Genomic DNA, 13,680 nt, shown 5'->3' on the forward strand with positions numbered 1-13,680 from the left:
GCAGCACACAATCGCCCGCTGCAAGCCATCCGGCGCCTCGCGCTGACGGTTCTTAAATACCCCCTCCGGGTATACAGATCAATTGGGATTTCCACGCATGACCTCGCTCGACAGCTTCAAGTGTCGCAAGACCCTCAAGGTCGGAACGAAGAGCTACATTTACTACAGCTTGCCCACAGCCGAGAAGAACGGTCTCAAGGACATCTCCAAGCTGCCCTATTCGATGAAGGTGCTGCTCGAGAATCTGCTGCGCAACGAGGACGGCCGCACCGTCACCAAGGACGACATTGTCGCGGTGTCGAAATGGCTGCGCAAGAAGTCGCTGGAGCACGAGATCGCCTTCCGTCCGGCGCGCGTGCTGATGCAGGATTTCACCGGCGTGCCTGCGGTGGTCGATCTCGCAGCGATGCGCAACGCGATGCAGAAGCTCGGCGGCGATGCCGAGAAGATCAACCCGCTGGTGCCGGTCGATCTCGTCATCGACCACTCGGTGATCGTGAACTACTTCGGTGACAACAAGGCGTTCGGCAAGAACGTCGCCGAGGAGTACAAGCAGAACCAGGAGCGCTACGAATTCCTGAAGTGGGGCCAGAAGGCGTTCTCGAACTTCTCCGTCGTGCCGCCCGGCACCGGCATCTGCCACCAGGTCAACCTCGAATACCTCGCGCAGACCGTCTGGACCAAGAAGGAGAAGATGACCGTCGGCCGCACCAAGGGCACCTTCGAGGTCGCCTATCCGGATTCGCTGGTCGGCACCGATTCGCACACCACGATGGTCAATGGTCTGGCCGTGCTCGGCTGGGGCGTCGGCGGCATCGAGGCTGAGGCCTGCATGCTCGGCCAGCCGCTGTCGATGCTGCTGCCCGACGTCGTCGGCTTCAAGCTGACCGGCGCGTTGAAGGAAGGCGTGACCGCGACCGACCTGGTGCTGACCGTCACCCAGATGCTGCGCAAGCTCGGCGTGGTCGGCAAGTTCGTCGAGTTCTTCGGGCCCGGCCTCGACCATCTCTCGGTCGCCGACAAGTCGACCATCGCCAACATGGCCCCCGAATATGGCGCGACCTGCGGCTTCTTCCCGGTCGACGCCGCCACCATCGACTATCTCAAGACCTCGGGCCGCAAGGGCCCGCGCGTCGCGCTGGTCGAGGCCTATGCCAAGGCGCAGGGCCTGTTCCGCACCGCCAAGTCGGCGGACCCGGTGTTCACGCAGACGCTGACCCTCGATCTCGCCGACGTCGTGCCGTCGATGGCTGGTCCGAAGCGTCCCGAGGGCCGCATCGCCCTGCCGGCGGTGGCCGAGGGCTTCGCCACCGCGCTGGCCGGCGAGTACAAGAAGAGCGATGCCGCGCAGCGCTTCCCCGTTGAGGGCAAGGACTTCGACATCGGCCATGGCGATGTCGTCATCGCCGCCATCACCTCCTGCACCAACACCTCGAACCCGAGCGTGCTGATCGGCGCCGGCCTCTTGGCCCGCAACGCCGCCGCCAAGGGCCTCAAGGCCAAGCCGTGGGTGAAGACCTCGCTCGCCCCGGGCAGCCAGGTGGTCGCCGAGTATCTGGCTAACTCCGGCCTGCAGAAGGACCTCGACAAGGTCGGCTTCAACCTGGTCGGTTTTGGCTGCACTACCTGCATCGGCAATTCAGGTCCGCTGCCGGAGGAGATCTCGAAGTCGATCAACGACAACGGCGTCGTCGCGGCGGCCGTGCTGTCCGGCAACCGCAACTTCGAAGGCCGCGTCTCGCCGGACGTGCAGGCCAACTACCTGGCCTCGCCGCCGCTGGTCGTGGCCTACGCGCTGGCCGGCACCGTGACCAAGGATCTTTCGGTCGAGCCGATCGGCATCGGCAAGGACAAGAAGCCGGTCTACCTGAAAGACATCTGGCCGACGACCAAGGAGGTCAACGACTTCGTCAAGAAATTCGTCAAGGCGTCGATTTTCAAGAAGCGCTACGCCGACGTGTTCAAGGGCGACACCAACTGGCGCAAGATCAAGACGGTCGAGAGCGAGACCTATCGCTGGAACATGTCGTCGACCTACGTGCAGAACCCGCCGTATTTCGACGGCATGAAGAAGGAGCCCGAGCCGATCAAGGACATCGTCGAGGCCCGCGTGCTGGCGCTGTTCGGCGACAAGATCACGACCGACCACATCTCGCCGGCCGGTTCGATCAAGCTGACCTCGCCCGCCGGTAAATTCCTCAGCGAGCACCAGGTCCGCCCGGCCGACTTCAACCAGTACGGCACGCGCCGCGGCAACCACGAGATCATGATGCGCGGCACCTTCGCCAACATCCGCATCAAGAACTTCATGCTCAAAGGTGCCGACGGCAACATTCCGGAAGGCGGCCTGACCAAGCACTGGCCCGACGGCGAGCAGATGTCGATCTACGACGCCGCGATGAAGTACCAGGAAGAGGGCGTGCCGCTGGTGGTGTTCGCCGGCGCCGAATACGGCAACGGCTCGTCGCGCGATTGGGCTGCGAAAGGTACCCGGCTGCTCGGCGTCCGCGCCGTGATCTGCCAGAGCTTCGAGCGCATCCATCGTTCGAACCTGGTCGGCATGGGTGTGCTCCCGCTCACCTTCCAGGAAGGCACGTCCTGGTCCTCGCTCGGCCTGAAGGGCGACGAGAAGGTCACCATCAAGGGCCTGCAGGGCGACCTGAAGCCGCGTCAAACCCTGACCGCCGAGATCGTGTCGGCCGACGGGGCGGCGCAGCAGGTGCCGCTGCTCTGCCGGATCGATACGCTGGACGAGCTGGACTACTATCGCAACGGCGGCATCCTGCACTACGTGCTGCGCAAGCTTGCTGCTTAACCAAAGCGCGACGCGACAGTTTGGCTCACTCTGAAGTGAGTAGCGGGTGATGAAGGAGGCGGCCTATGACAAAGGCCGCCTCCTTTTCGTTTGCAATCTATTAACTACGAGGGCGGCTTCGCAGATCATTGACGCGGCAGGGCGCAGCGGACCATGTTCCAGACAGGACAGTGACGATGAGTGGACAGATGTCGTGGTGGTCGCGCGCGGCGCTGAGTGTCTGTGCGGTCATCGCTTTCGTCCGGCCGGCTGCGTCCGATCCGCGTGCGGTGATCGAACTCTTCACGTCCCAGGGCTGTTCATCCTGCCCGCCGGCCGACAAGATCCTCGGCGAGCTCGCCAGAGATCCCTCGGTCATCGCGCTGTCCCTGCCGATCGACTACTGGGACTACCTGGGCTGGAAGGACACGCTGGCCGACTCCCGCTTCACGGCCCGGCAGCGGGCCTATTCCAGGGCGCGTGGCGATCGCGAAGTCTATACGCCGCAGGCGGTGGTCAACGGCTCCGTGCATGTGATCGGCAGCGACCGCGAGGCGATCGAAGGCGCCATCGAGGAGACCGTCCAGGGTGGCAGCGTGATGTCGGTGCCGGTGAGGCTGTCGGTCGACGGCCAGGACCTCACTGTCTCCGTGGCCGCGGCCAACGACCAGATGCCGCGCAAGCACGGCGAGGTCTGGGTCTGCTCGATCTCGCGGGTGGTCCCGATCTCGGTCGGCCGCGGCGAGAACAGCGGCCGTGATCTGACCTATTACAACGTCGTTCGCGGTCTTCAGAAGCTGGGTGACTGGAATGGTTCGCCGGTCAGATGGAGCGTGCCGCTGGAGAAGATCGCCCGCGAGGGCGTCGATGGCACCGTCGTCTATGTGCAGGACGGCAGTCGCGACCGCCCCGGCGCGATGCTCGGGGCCGCCTTTTCCGAGTTGCCATTGGTCGGACGGGCTTCAGCAACGGCGCGTGCTCCCGAGCGCTGATCTTCGGTCGTCCTGATCTTCGTTTCCCTTGACCTGCGGTAAGGCGCGTCACGTCCATAGGACGGAGGCGCGCCATAACATGTTCCGTGCAGCTCACGCCAAAAAAGCAAAAGGACCAACTTGCGTTGGCCCTTTGCCTTACTTGTGAATGGACCCGATCCTGACGACCCCGGGGGGCTGGGGGCTGAGGAATCCGGAACCGAAAGGACCGGGCCAACGCACATGAATCTTATGCCTAAGGTCGGGGGCGGTCGGTGGGCGGAAAGACGGCGCGATTATGATTCTGCTAACGATCCCGTGACGCTTGCGTGTTCGCGGAGTTCGCGCGGTTGGCATGCACGGCCGAACTTCAACAATGAAAACGGCCCCTTGCGGCTTCCGGCGGTTGGCGCGATCATGTCACACAGATGACAGGAGGACGCTCATGAACCTCACTCCGGAGGATGCCGACCCCAGCGAGAACCGCGCGGCGGCGCGCAACGCGGCCGCAGCGCCCAACCGGGTGACGTTCGATCGTCTCGAGCTGAATCGTATCCTCAACCTCTACGGCCGCATGGTCGCCGACGGTGAGTGGCGCGACTATTCGATCGACTTCCTGCGTGACCGGGCCGTCTTCTCCGTGTTTCGCCGGGCGTCCGAGGTGCCGATCTACCGCATCGAGAAGGACCCGCGGCTGGCGCGCAAGCAGGGCATGTACAGCGTGATCTCGGCCACCGGCCTGATCCTGCGCCGCGGTCATGAGCTCGAGCGCGTGCTGCTGGTGATCGCGCCGAAGCCGGCGCTGGTCTGATCCCACGCGCTCCGGCTGATCATGACATTCCGACTGGCGTTGCTTACGCCGGGACGTCGCTGCTCCCGGCCCCGAGCGGGCGCTGCATCATCACAGTATCGAGCCAGCGGCCGAATTTCAGGCCGACGCTCGGGTGGGTGCCGATCATCTGGAAGCCGCAGGCGGTATGCAGCCGGACCGAGCCGGCATTGGCGGAGTCGCCGATGACGGCGATCATCTGGCGAAAGCCTCCCTCCTCACAGGCGTCGATCAGCCGCCGCATCAGTCGCATTCCGATGCCACGACGCTGGCTGGCGGGGGCGAGATAGATCGAGTTCTCCACCGTGAAGCGATAGGCCGGGCGAGGCCGGTAAGGCCCCGCATAGGCATAGCCAACCACCTCTCCGTCCAGCAGGGCGGCGAAATAGGGAAAGCCGTCGTCGGTGAGCGCCCGGAAGCGGCGCGTCATTTCCGTCAGATCCGGAGGGTCGAGCTCGAAGGTGGCCGTGCCCTCGCGGACGGCCTGGCCGTAGATGACGGTGATGGTGGGAAGGTCGGCCTCCCGGGTGGGCCGGATCTCAATGTCGGACATGGTGGAAACATACCAAAGCGGACGCGGCGATCAATCCGGCCTCGCGGCATGGCTGCCGTCGCGCCCGCGCCGCGGTCGCAATTGGCTTGCGCAAACGAAAAGCCCCGGCGGTGAGGCCGGGGCTTCGAAGGTCGCTCGTGTGAGCCGCTGGCTCAGTCGCGCTGTCCGAGCAGCTGCAGCAGCAGCGTGAACAGGTTGATGAAGTTCAGGTACAGCGACAGGGCGCCGGTGATCGCTGCGCGCTCGGCAATGTCGCCGCCCGCGGAAGCGTAGCCGTAGATGTACTCGTTCTTCAGACGCTGCGTGTCCCAGGCGGTCAGGCCGGCGAACACGAACACGCCGATCACCGAGACGATGAACTGCAGCATCGAGCTCGCCAGGAACAGGTTCACGAGGCTCGCCAGCACGATGCCGACCAGGCCCATGAACAGGAACGAGCCCATGCCGGTCATGTCGCGCTTGGTCGTATAGCCGTACAGGCTGAGCGCGCCGAACGTCGCCGCGGTGATGAAGAACACCCGCACGATCGAGGTGTGAGTGTACACCAGGAAGATCGACGACAGCGAGATGCCCATCAAGGCCGAGAACACCCAGAACAGGATCTGCGCGGTCGACGGCGCCAGGCGGTTGATGCCGGCCGAGATCGCGAACACCATGACCAGTGGGGCCAGGATGAACAGCCACTTCAGCGGGCTCACGAACATCGCGTAGCCGAACTGCGTCAGGTACGCGTTGCCGAACTTGAATACGCCGGCAGCCGGATCGCCGGTCACCGACGCCATGTAGACGCCCAGCGCCGCGAGGCCGGTGATGGCCAGGCCGATGCTCATGTAATTGTAGATGCGCAGCATGTAGGCGCGCAGACCGGCGTCGACGGTCGCGGCATCGGCGCGCCCGGCCACCCGGCCAAAGGGTGAAGCATAATTGCGGTCTAGGTCCGACATGGTCGATTCCCGTTGGTTGCCCGGCAGTCCGGTCCTGGCAGGACCTTTAGCCGGTTCTCGAAAAACCCTATCTCATACCCACTGCCACAGATATTAAATTTGCGTCATCGGCAAAATCGCCATCTTTTGGCAGGTCTCTGAGCCCATTCCCTAGATGGGAAACTAGCATATCCGCCGCAAGCGTCCACGCGCGGCTGAATGTCGCTCCGCGCGCGTCCCAGCCGTATAAATCGCGTTAACCGTGCGGCATGAGCGCGCAAGCCGCTAGAGATTCCGAAGGACCGTCGCCGGCTTCTGGTTGAGCGCAAGCAGGGTGCCGGCCAGACCGAGGCCGACCGTCACGATCAGCGCGGTCAGGACGACCAGCGCGGCGCTGCCCGCCTGCCAGGCGAAGCTCAAGGTCATCAGCCGGGTCACGATCAGCCACGCGGCGACCGACCCCGCGACGACGCCGAAGGCGGCGGTGGCGAAGCCGATCATCAGATATTCCAGTGCGTAGGCGCCGAGCAACCGCAGCCTGGTGGCGCCCAGCGTCTTCAGGATCACGGCATCGTAGACCCGGTGGCGGTGGCCGGCGGCCAGCGCGCCGCCCAGCACCAGGATGGCCGAGATCAGCGTCACCGCGCTGGCGCCGCGGATGGCGAGCGCAAGGTTGGAGACGACCGAGCCGACCGTCTCCATCACCTCGCGGACCCGCACGCTGGTCACCATCGGGAAGGCGTCGGCCACCTTGCGGATGACGCGCGCATCCTCGACGGCATCGGAGCGCGCCTCGGTCAGGGTGGCGACATGGGTGTGGGGCGCGCCCTTGAAGGCATTCGGGGAGAACACCAGCACGAAATTGATGCCGAGCCCCTGCCAGTCGATGGTGCGCATGTTGCCGATCCGCGCCGTGATGTCGCGTCCGAGCACGTTGACCACGATGTCGTCGCCGAGCTTGAGGCCGAGACCGTCGGCGATCCGCTTCTCGATCGAAACCAGCGGCGGGCCGCTGTAGTTCTCGCCCCACCACGCGCCCTCGACGACCTTGGATCCCTTGGGAATCTCGGCGGTATAGGTCAGGCCGCGGTCGCTCTGCAGCACCCATTCGGTGTCCGTCGTCGCCTTGAGGTCCTCGGCGCGCACGCCGCGGGCGGAGACGATGCGCCCGCGCAGCATCGGTACGTCTTCGACTGCCGATTGAGGGGCGAGGTCCTTGAGGAAGCCGCGGAAGCGGTCGGCCTCGCCCGAGGGGACGTCGATGAAGAAAAACGACGGCGCCTGCTCCGGCAGTTGTGCCAGGAACTGGCGTCGCAGATTGCCGTCGATCTGGGTGATGGTGACCAGCACGGCGAGCCCCAGCCCGAGCGACAGCACTACGGACGGTGTCAGCGCGCCTGGGCGATAGATATTGCTGACCGCCAGCCGCAGCATCGGGAAGCGGCTGCGCGGCAGGGCGCGCGCAATCGCCATCACCGCGGCGGCAATGCCGCGCAACAGCACGAACACCAGCGCGGCGGCCGCGACGAACACCGCGGCGATGCGCTTGTCGTAGGACAGGCCGATCACCACCGCGATCAGCAGCACGACGGTGCCCGCGATCAGCACCAGATAGCTCCAGCGCGGCCGGTGCCATTCGGCGATGACCGCCTCGCGGAACAACGCCGCCACCGGCACGTCACGCACGCGCCCGAGCGGCCACAGACCGAACGCGAGCGCGGTGAGCAGGCCATAGACGAAGGACAGCGCCAGCTCGTCCGGATGAATAGCCGGGATCACGGGCAGCGGCAGGATGTTGCCGAACAGCCCGACGATGGCAAACGGCAGGGCCGCGCCGGTGCAGAGTCCGATGATCGAACCGATCGTGGCGAGCACCATCACCTGCACGAGGTAGATGCCGAACACGTCGCGGCTGGTGGCGCCGAGCGCCTTGAACGCCGCGATCACCTCGGTGCGGCGGTCGACATGGCTCTTGACCGCATTGGCGACGCCGACGCCGCCGACCAGCAGGGCGGCGAGACCGACCAGGGTCAGGAACTGGGTGAAGCGGCCGATGGTCCGCTCCAGTTGCGGCGAGGCGTTGCTGCGGCTGCGGATCTCCCATCCGGCCGACGGCAGCGTCAGGCGGGTATCGGCGATGAAGGACGCCGCGGCGTGATCGTCCTTGGCATTGTCGGGCAGCCGGACCCGGTAGGTCCAGCGCACGAGACTGCCCGGCTGCAGCAGCGGCGTCGCCCGCAGACCCGCCTCGCTGATCAGAAAGCGCGGCCCGAGGCCGATGCCGCCGGACAATTTGTCGGGCTCGGCCTGCAGCGCGCTGCGAATCTGGAAGCGGGCCGTGTCGATCGTGACGATGTCGCCGACCTTCAGGTCGAGCCGGGCCAGCAGCGCCGGATCGGCTGCGGCTCCGTAGACGCCGTCGCGCTCGGCCAGGATGTCGGCCATCGGCAGATCGGGCTGGAGCTCGGCCTTGCCGAGCAGCGGATAGGCGTTGTCGACGGCCTTCAGCTCGACCAGGGCCAGCTTGGCGTCGCTGGAGCGCACCATCGCGCGCAGGGTTGCCGCCAGCGACAGCTGTCCACGCGAGCGCAGGAAGTCGATCTCCTCCGGCTTGGCCTCGCGCTGAAACAGCGAAAAGGCAACGTCGCCGCCGAGCAACGTGCGGCCTTCGCGGACCAGCCCGTCATTGAGGCTCGCCGCCACCGAGCCGACGCCAGCGATGGCGAGGACGCCGAGCGCGATGCAGGCGATGAAGACATAGAAGCCGCGCAAGCCGCCGCGCAGCTCGCGCAACGCGTAACGAACGGGCAGGAGGGCGATCCGGCCGCTCGCGACCGGTTCTGACATGGCGCTCATGCGTCAGCCGGCTCGCGGGCGTCGCTCTCGCTTTCGATCCGCCCCGAGCGCAGCCGCACGACGCGGTCGCACCGGTGCGCGAGGCTGCTGTCGTGGGTCACCAGCACCAAGGTCATGCCGCGCTCGGCGTGCTTGGTGAACAACAGATCGACGATCTGCCGTCCGGTGGTCTCGTCGAGATTGCCGGTCGGCTCGTCGGCCACGAGAATTGCAGGATCGGGAGCGAGGGCGCGGGCCAGCGCCACGCGCTGCTGCTCGCCACCCGACAGCTGGGTCGGATAGTGATGCAGCCGGTGGCCCAGCCCGACCGAGTCGAGCTCGCGGGCCGCGCGCTCGGCGGCGCCGGCGTGGCCGGCCAGCTCGAGCGGCACCGCGACGTTCTCCAGCGCCGTCATGGTCGGGATCAAATGAAAGGACTGGAAGACAATGCCGACCTGGCGGCCGCGGAACCGGGCCAGGGCGTCCTCGTCCAAGACATTGAAAGCGGTCCCGTTGACCACCACCTCACCGCTGTCAGGACGTTCCAACCCCGCCATCACCATCAGCAATGTGGACTTGCCAGAGCCCGACGGTCCGATCAGACCGATCGTCTCGCCCTGTCCGACCCGCAGGCTGACGTCCTTGAGGATATGGACCCGCGCCGCGCCGGTGCCGAGCGAGAGGTTGACGTTCGAGATGGTAATGGTGTCCGGCGCGAGGCCGGCCAAACGCGAGGTTTCGATGAGACTGTCCATGGCTCGGTCATATGGCAACTCCGCAAGCCGGGTCGAGAGGCGCGGACACATCTTCGTGCACATACTCGTGTTGATGCTCGCCTTGATGACAGTCGGGTCCGCGTTCGCCGCTGCCGAGGCCGTCAAGCCGATCAAGCTGGTCGTTCTCGGCGATTCCTTGAGCGCGGGACTCGGCCTGTCCGCTTCAGATGCGTTTCCAGCCAAGCTGCAGAAGGCCTTGCAGGCCCAGGGGCTGCCGATCGACCTCACCAACGCCGGCGTATCCGGGGACACCTCGTCCGGCGGCCGCGACCGGCTCGACTGGTCGGTGCCGGAGGGGACCGAAGCGGTCGTCGTCGAACTCGGCGCCAATGACGCGCTGCGCGGCATCGATCCCGCCGTGACGCGCAAGGCTTTGAGCGAGATCGTGACCCGGCTGAAAGCCAGGGGCATCGCCGTCATGCTCTGCGGCATGCTGGCGCCGCCGAACTACGGCAGCGACTATGCCGCGAAATTCAACGCGATCTATCCCGAGCTCGCCAAGGAATTCGGCGTGCCGCTGTATCCATTCTTGCTCGACGGTGTCGCCGCTGACCCCAAGCTGAACCAGGCGGACGGCATTCACCCCACCGCAGCGGGCGTCGACATCATCGTGTCCAGGCTGTTGCCTACGGCGGAAGCATTCCTGCGTCCGCTTCGTGGGCAATAGCGAAACGAAGCCCTGCGCCGATCATTTGCGATAGCCTTAAGGCCGGGTTTTCCGCAGCTTTTACCGGCGTTAACCCACCTTCCGTCGCGGAGTCATATAAGTTCGGTAGGAATTATGCATTGGCGATTCGTCGTCGATCATTTCTCGAAGGCATGATCTCGTCAATTTTCGAGATCAGCCTCCAGCATCGGGAGTCCTGAAACGATGCCGCGTCTGTTTACTGGACTGGAAATCCCGGCCGAGGTTGGCCACACGCTTTCCGGTTTGCGGGGTGGCCTCCCCGGCGCCCGCTGGATCGATCCCGAAAATTACCATGTGACGTTGCGTTTCATCGGTGACATCGACGGCGCCTCCGCCAACGAGATCGCCTCGATGCTCTGGCGGGTGAACCGCAAGCCGTTCGAAGTGACGGTGCAAGGTCTCTCCAGCTTCGGCGGCCGCAAGCCGCGTGCCGTCGTTGCCAACATCGCGCCGAGCCGGCCGCTGATCGAGCTGCAGGCCGAGCTGGAGCGGCTCATGCAGCGGATCGGGCTCGATCCCGAGGGACGCAAATTCGTGCCGCACGTCACGCTGGCGCGGCTGCACGATGCATCGAGCCAGGACGTCGCCGACTATCTCTCCGTCCGCGGCTATTTCCCGAGCCGCGTGTTTATGGCCGAGCGTTTCGTGCTGTTTTCGTCGCGTGCCTCGACCGGCGGCGGGCCCTATGTGGTCGAGGACGCCTACGATCTCTCCCCGGGATGAGGTCTGCAGCGCGGTCGTTCAACCCGGCCGTTCGCTGAGGCCAAGAGCGAAGACGAGCGTCGTTAGCCCCGGGCTAACGATCACGGCGGCGTTTGCGTGCCATATACCAAGACATCACGGCTCCGACGCATGGCGGCTTCCACCATTTGCGGATTGCATTTTACGTAAGTCTCGTGACCTAGAGTGGACTCATGCTGTCCACTCCCTCAGACGCGTTCCGCGCGCAATATCAGTCTTTGGTCGATACTGGTGCGATCGAGCCCGACCCCGCCCAGGCCGAGGTCGCCGACGCGCTGGCGGCGCTGGAGCGCCGGCTCTCCACCTACAAGCCCTCGCGCAAGCAAGGCTTGTTCGGCCGCCTTTTTGCCGACAAGAGCGAGCCGCCGAATGGCCTCTATGTCCATGGCGAGGTCGGCCGCGGCAAGACCATGCTGATGGACCTGTTCTTCCAGAACTGTCCGGTTGAGCTCAAGCGCCGCGCGCATTTCCACGAATTCATGGCCGAGGTGCATGAGCGCATCTACGGCTACCGCCAGAACATCGCGCGCGGCGAGCTCGCCGATGCCGATGTGATCGGGCTCACGGCGCAGGCGATCTTCGACCAGGCCTGGCTGCTCTGTTTCGACGAATTCCATGTCACCGACATCGCCGACGCGATGATCCTGGGCCGTCTGTTCGCCAGGCTGTTCGAGCTCGGCACTGTGGTGGTGGCGACCTCCAACGTCGCGCCTGAAGACCTCTACAAAGGCGGCCTCAACCGCGCGCTGTTCCTGCCCTTCATCAAGCAGATCGCCGACCACATGGACGTGATGCGGCTGGACGCGCGCACCGATTTCCGGCTGGAGAAGCTGGCCGGCGTGAAGATGTGGCTGGTGCCGGCCGATGTCGACGCGCGGGCGGTGCTCGACAAGGCCTGGGCGCGGCTCACGGGTCATGCCAAGTGCAAGCCGCGCGACATGACGATCAAAGGGCGCATCCTGCATGTCCCGTGCTCCGCCAACGGCGTCGCCCGCTTCGGCTTTGCCGATCTGTGCGGAAAGCCGCTGGCAGCCTCGGACTATCTGCGGCTCGCGCACGACTATCATACGATCCTGATCGATCATGTTCCGGTCATGGATCTGGCCGAGCGCAATGCCGCCAAGCGCTTCATCACCCTGATCGATACGCTCTACGACAACGCCGTGAAGCTGATCGCCTCCGCCGAGGCTGACCCGGTTTCGCTCTACATCGCGACCGAGGGCGTGGAGGCCATGGAGTTCAAGCGGACCACCTCGCGCCTGATCGAGATGGGCTCGGACTCCTATCTGGCCCTGCCGCACGGGCGGAAGGACTCGGCGGCATCTGGGACTTCCACGGGGTTGGTCGAAACCTGACAACCACCGGAGCTTTGGCGAGCGCCTGCCGCCGGGCACACAGCCGCGAAAAGGCCACGTCAATCATGCTGAAAGGATCATCAGCGCCCGTCGCCCGGTCCTGATCGAAATCAAGGCACGCCCGCCAATTGGCCATAGCGTGACTTGAACGGCCCGGGCGAAAGGGATAACCACCACTCGACTTTTCAACCTCCCTCACTCCTTCGGGTTCAAAGGAAAATTTGCCATGGCGCGCGACAAGATTGCTTTGATTGGCTCCGGTCAGATCGGCGGAACGCTGGCTCACCTCGTTGGCCTCAAGGAGCTCGGCGACGTCGTGATGTTCGACATTGCCGAAGGCGTTCCGCAGGGCAAGGCGCTCGACATCGCCCAGTCGTCGCCGGTCGACGGCTTCGACGCGCACTACACCGGCGCCAACTCCTATGAGGCGCTCGACAACGCCAAGGTGTGCATCGTTACCGCCGGCGTGCCGCGCAAGCCCGGTATGAGCCGCGACGATCTGCTGTCGATCAACCTCAAGGTGATGGAGCAGGTCGGCGCCGGCATCAAGAAGTACGCCCCGGACGCCTTCGTCATCTGCATCACCAACCCGCTCGACGCGATGGTCTGGGCGCTGCAGAAGGCCTCCGGTCTCCCGGCCAAGAAGGTCGTCGGCATGGCCGGCGTGCTCGACTCGGCGCGTTTCCGCTACTTCCTGGCCGATGAGTTCAACGTCTCGGTCGAGGACGTCACCGCCTTCGTGCTCGGCGGTCATGGCGACACCATGGTGCCGCTGACCAAGTACTCGACCGTTGCCGGCATCCCGCTGCCCGACCTGGTCAAGATGGGCTGGACGTCGCAGGCCCGCATCGACGAGATCGTCGATCGCACCCGCAACGGCGGCGCCGAGATCGTCAATCTGCTGAAGACCGGCTCGGCCTATTACGCGCCGGCGGCGTCGGCGATCGCGATGGCCGAGAGCTATCTGCGCGACAAGAAGCGCGTGCTGCCCTGCGCGGCGCATCTCAACGGCGAGTTCGGCGTCAAGGACATGTATGTCGGCGTGCCCGTCGTGATCGGCTCCAAGGGTGTCGAGCGCATCGTCGAGATCGAGCTCGCGGGCAAGGACCGCGAGGCGTTCGACAAGTCGGTCGCCGCCGTGCAGGGCCTCGTCGACGCCTGCAAGAAGATCGCGCCCGACCTGCTCGGCCGCTGATCAGGGGTCATTCACGGGGC

The 13,680-nt window shown here is 65.2% G+C and carries 11 protein-coding genes; 7 read left to right on the forward strand and 4 right to left on the reverse strand.

Features of this window, described 5'->3' with window-relative positions; translation table 11 throughout:
• Positions 1-97: 97 nt before the first annotated feature.
• The 3 genes from acnA (at position 98) to QX132_RS24150 (ending at position 4,576) form a co-directional block, all read left to right on the forward strand.
• Entirely contained in the window at positions 98-2,815 is a 2,718-nt protein-coding gene (gene acnA, locus QX132_RS24140) for an aconitate hydratase AcnA (RefSeq protein WP_315740699.1), read from the forward strand.
• A 188-nt stretch (positions 2,816-3,003) separates the two neighbouring features.
• Entirely contained in the window at positions 3,004-3,786 is a 783-nt protein-coding gene (locus tag QX132_RS24145) for a DUF1223 domain-containing protein (protein ID WP_315777347.1), read from the forward strand.
• A 424-nt stretch (positions 3,787-4,210) separates the two neighbouring features.
• Positions 4,211-4,576: a DUF2794 domain-containing protein gene (locus QX132_RS24150; RefSeq protein ID WP_315757137.1), complete on the forward strand. Its 366-nt coding sequence runs from the start codon at positions 4,211-4,213 to the stop codon at positions 4,574-4,576.
• Positions 4,577-4,619: 43 nt separating this feature from the next.
• Here the strand turns inward: QX132_RS24150 and QX132_RS24155 are convergent, their stop codons facing one another.
• From QX132_RS24155 to QX132_RS24170, 4 genes are all read right to left on the reverse strand, one after another.
• Positions 4,620-5,147 carry a GNAT family N-acetyltransferase gene (locus QX132_RS24155; protein ID WP_315797883.1) on the reverse strand — a complete coding sequence of 176 codons (528 nt, stop codon included), beginning with the start codon at positions 5,145-5,147 and terminating at the stop codon, positions 4,620-4,622.
• Positions 5,148-5,299: 152 nt separating this feature from the next.
• Positions 5,300-6,091 (reverse strand): Bax inhibitor-1/YccA family protein, encoded by a 792-nt coding sequence (locus QX132_RS24160; protein ID WP_315740702.1) that lies wholly within the window; start codon positions 6,089-6,091, stop codon positions 5,300-5,302.
• Between the two features lie 264 nt (positions 6,092-6,355).
• The gene (locus QX132_RS24165; RefSeq protein WP_316163068.1) at positions 6,356-8,926 is read right to left on the reverse strand and encodes an ABC transporter permease; all 2,571 of its coding nucleotides are present in this window, start codon (positions 8,924-8,926) and stop codon (positions 6,356-6,358) included.
• Positions 8,923-9,660, reverse strand: a complete 738-nt coding sequence (locus QX132_RS24170) for an ABC transporter ATP-binding protein (RefSeq protein ID WP_315757140.1) — start codon at positions 9,658-9,660, stop codon at positions 8,923-8,925. The genes QX132_RS24165 and QX132_RS24170 overlap by 4 nt, the downstream gene beginning before the upstream one ends.
• A gap of 55 nt (positions 9,661-9,715) precedes the next feature.
• Between QX132_RS24170 and QX132_RS24175 the strand changes: the two genes are divergently transcribed.
• From QX132_RS24175 to mdh, 4 genes are all read left to right on the forward strand, one after another.
• Positions 9,716-10,348: an arylesterase gene (locus QX132_RS24175; protein WP_315781752.1), complete on the forward strand. Its 633-nt coding sequence runs from the start codon at positions 9,716-9,718 to the stop codon at positions 10,346-10,348.
• 204 nt (positions 10,349-10,552) lie between these two features.
• Complete coding sequence (gene thpR / locus QX132_RS24180) at positions 10,553-11,092, forward strand: RNA 2',3'-cyclic phosphodiesterase (protein WP_315740705.1); 540 nt, start codon at positions 10,553-10,555, stop codon at positions 11,090-11,092.
• A gap of 191 nt (positions 11,093-11,283) precedes the next feature.
• The gene (gene zapE, locus QX132_RS24185; RefSeq protein ID WP_315770553.1) at positions 11,284-12,465 is read left to right on the forward strand and encodes a cell division protein ZapE; all 1,182 of its coding nucleotides are present in this window, start codon (positions 11,284-11,286) and stop codon (positions 12,463-12,465) included.
• 226 nt (positions 12,466-12,691) lie between these two features.
• Positions 12,692-13,660: a malate dehydrogenase gene (gene mdh / locus QX132_RS24190; protein ID WP_009031546.1), complete on the forward strand. Its 969-nt coding sequence runs from the start codon at positions 12,692-12,694 to the stop codon at positions 13,658-13,660.
• Positions 13,661-13,680: the final 20 nt, after the last annotated feature.

The organism is Bradyrhizobium sp. SZCCHNRI20481 (genome assembly GCF_032485055.1).
Taxonomy (GTDB): domain Bacteria; phylum Pseudomonadota; class Alphaproteobacteria; order Rhizobiales; family Xanthobacteraceae; genus Bradyrhizobium.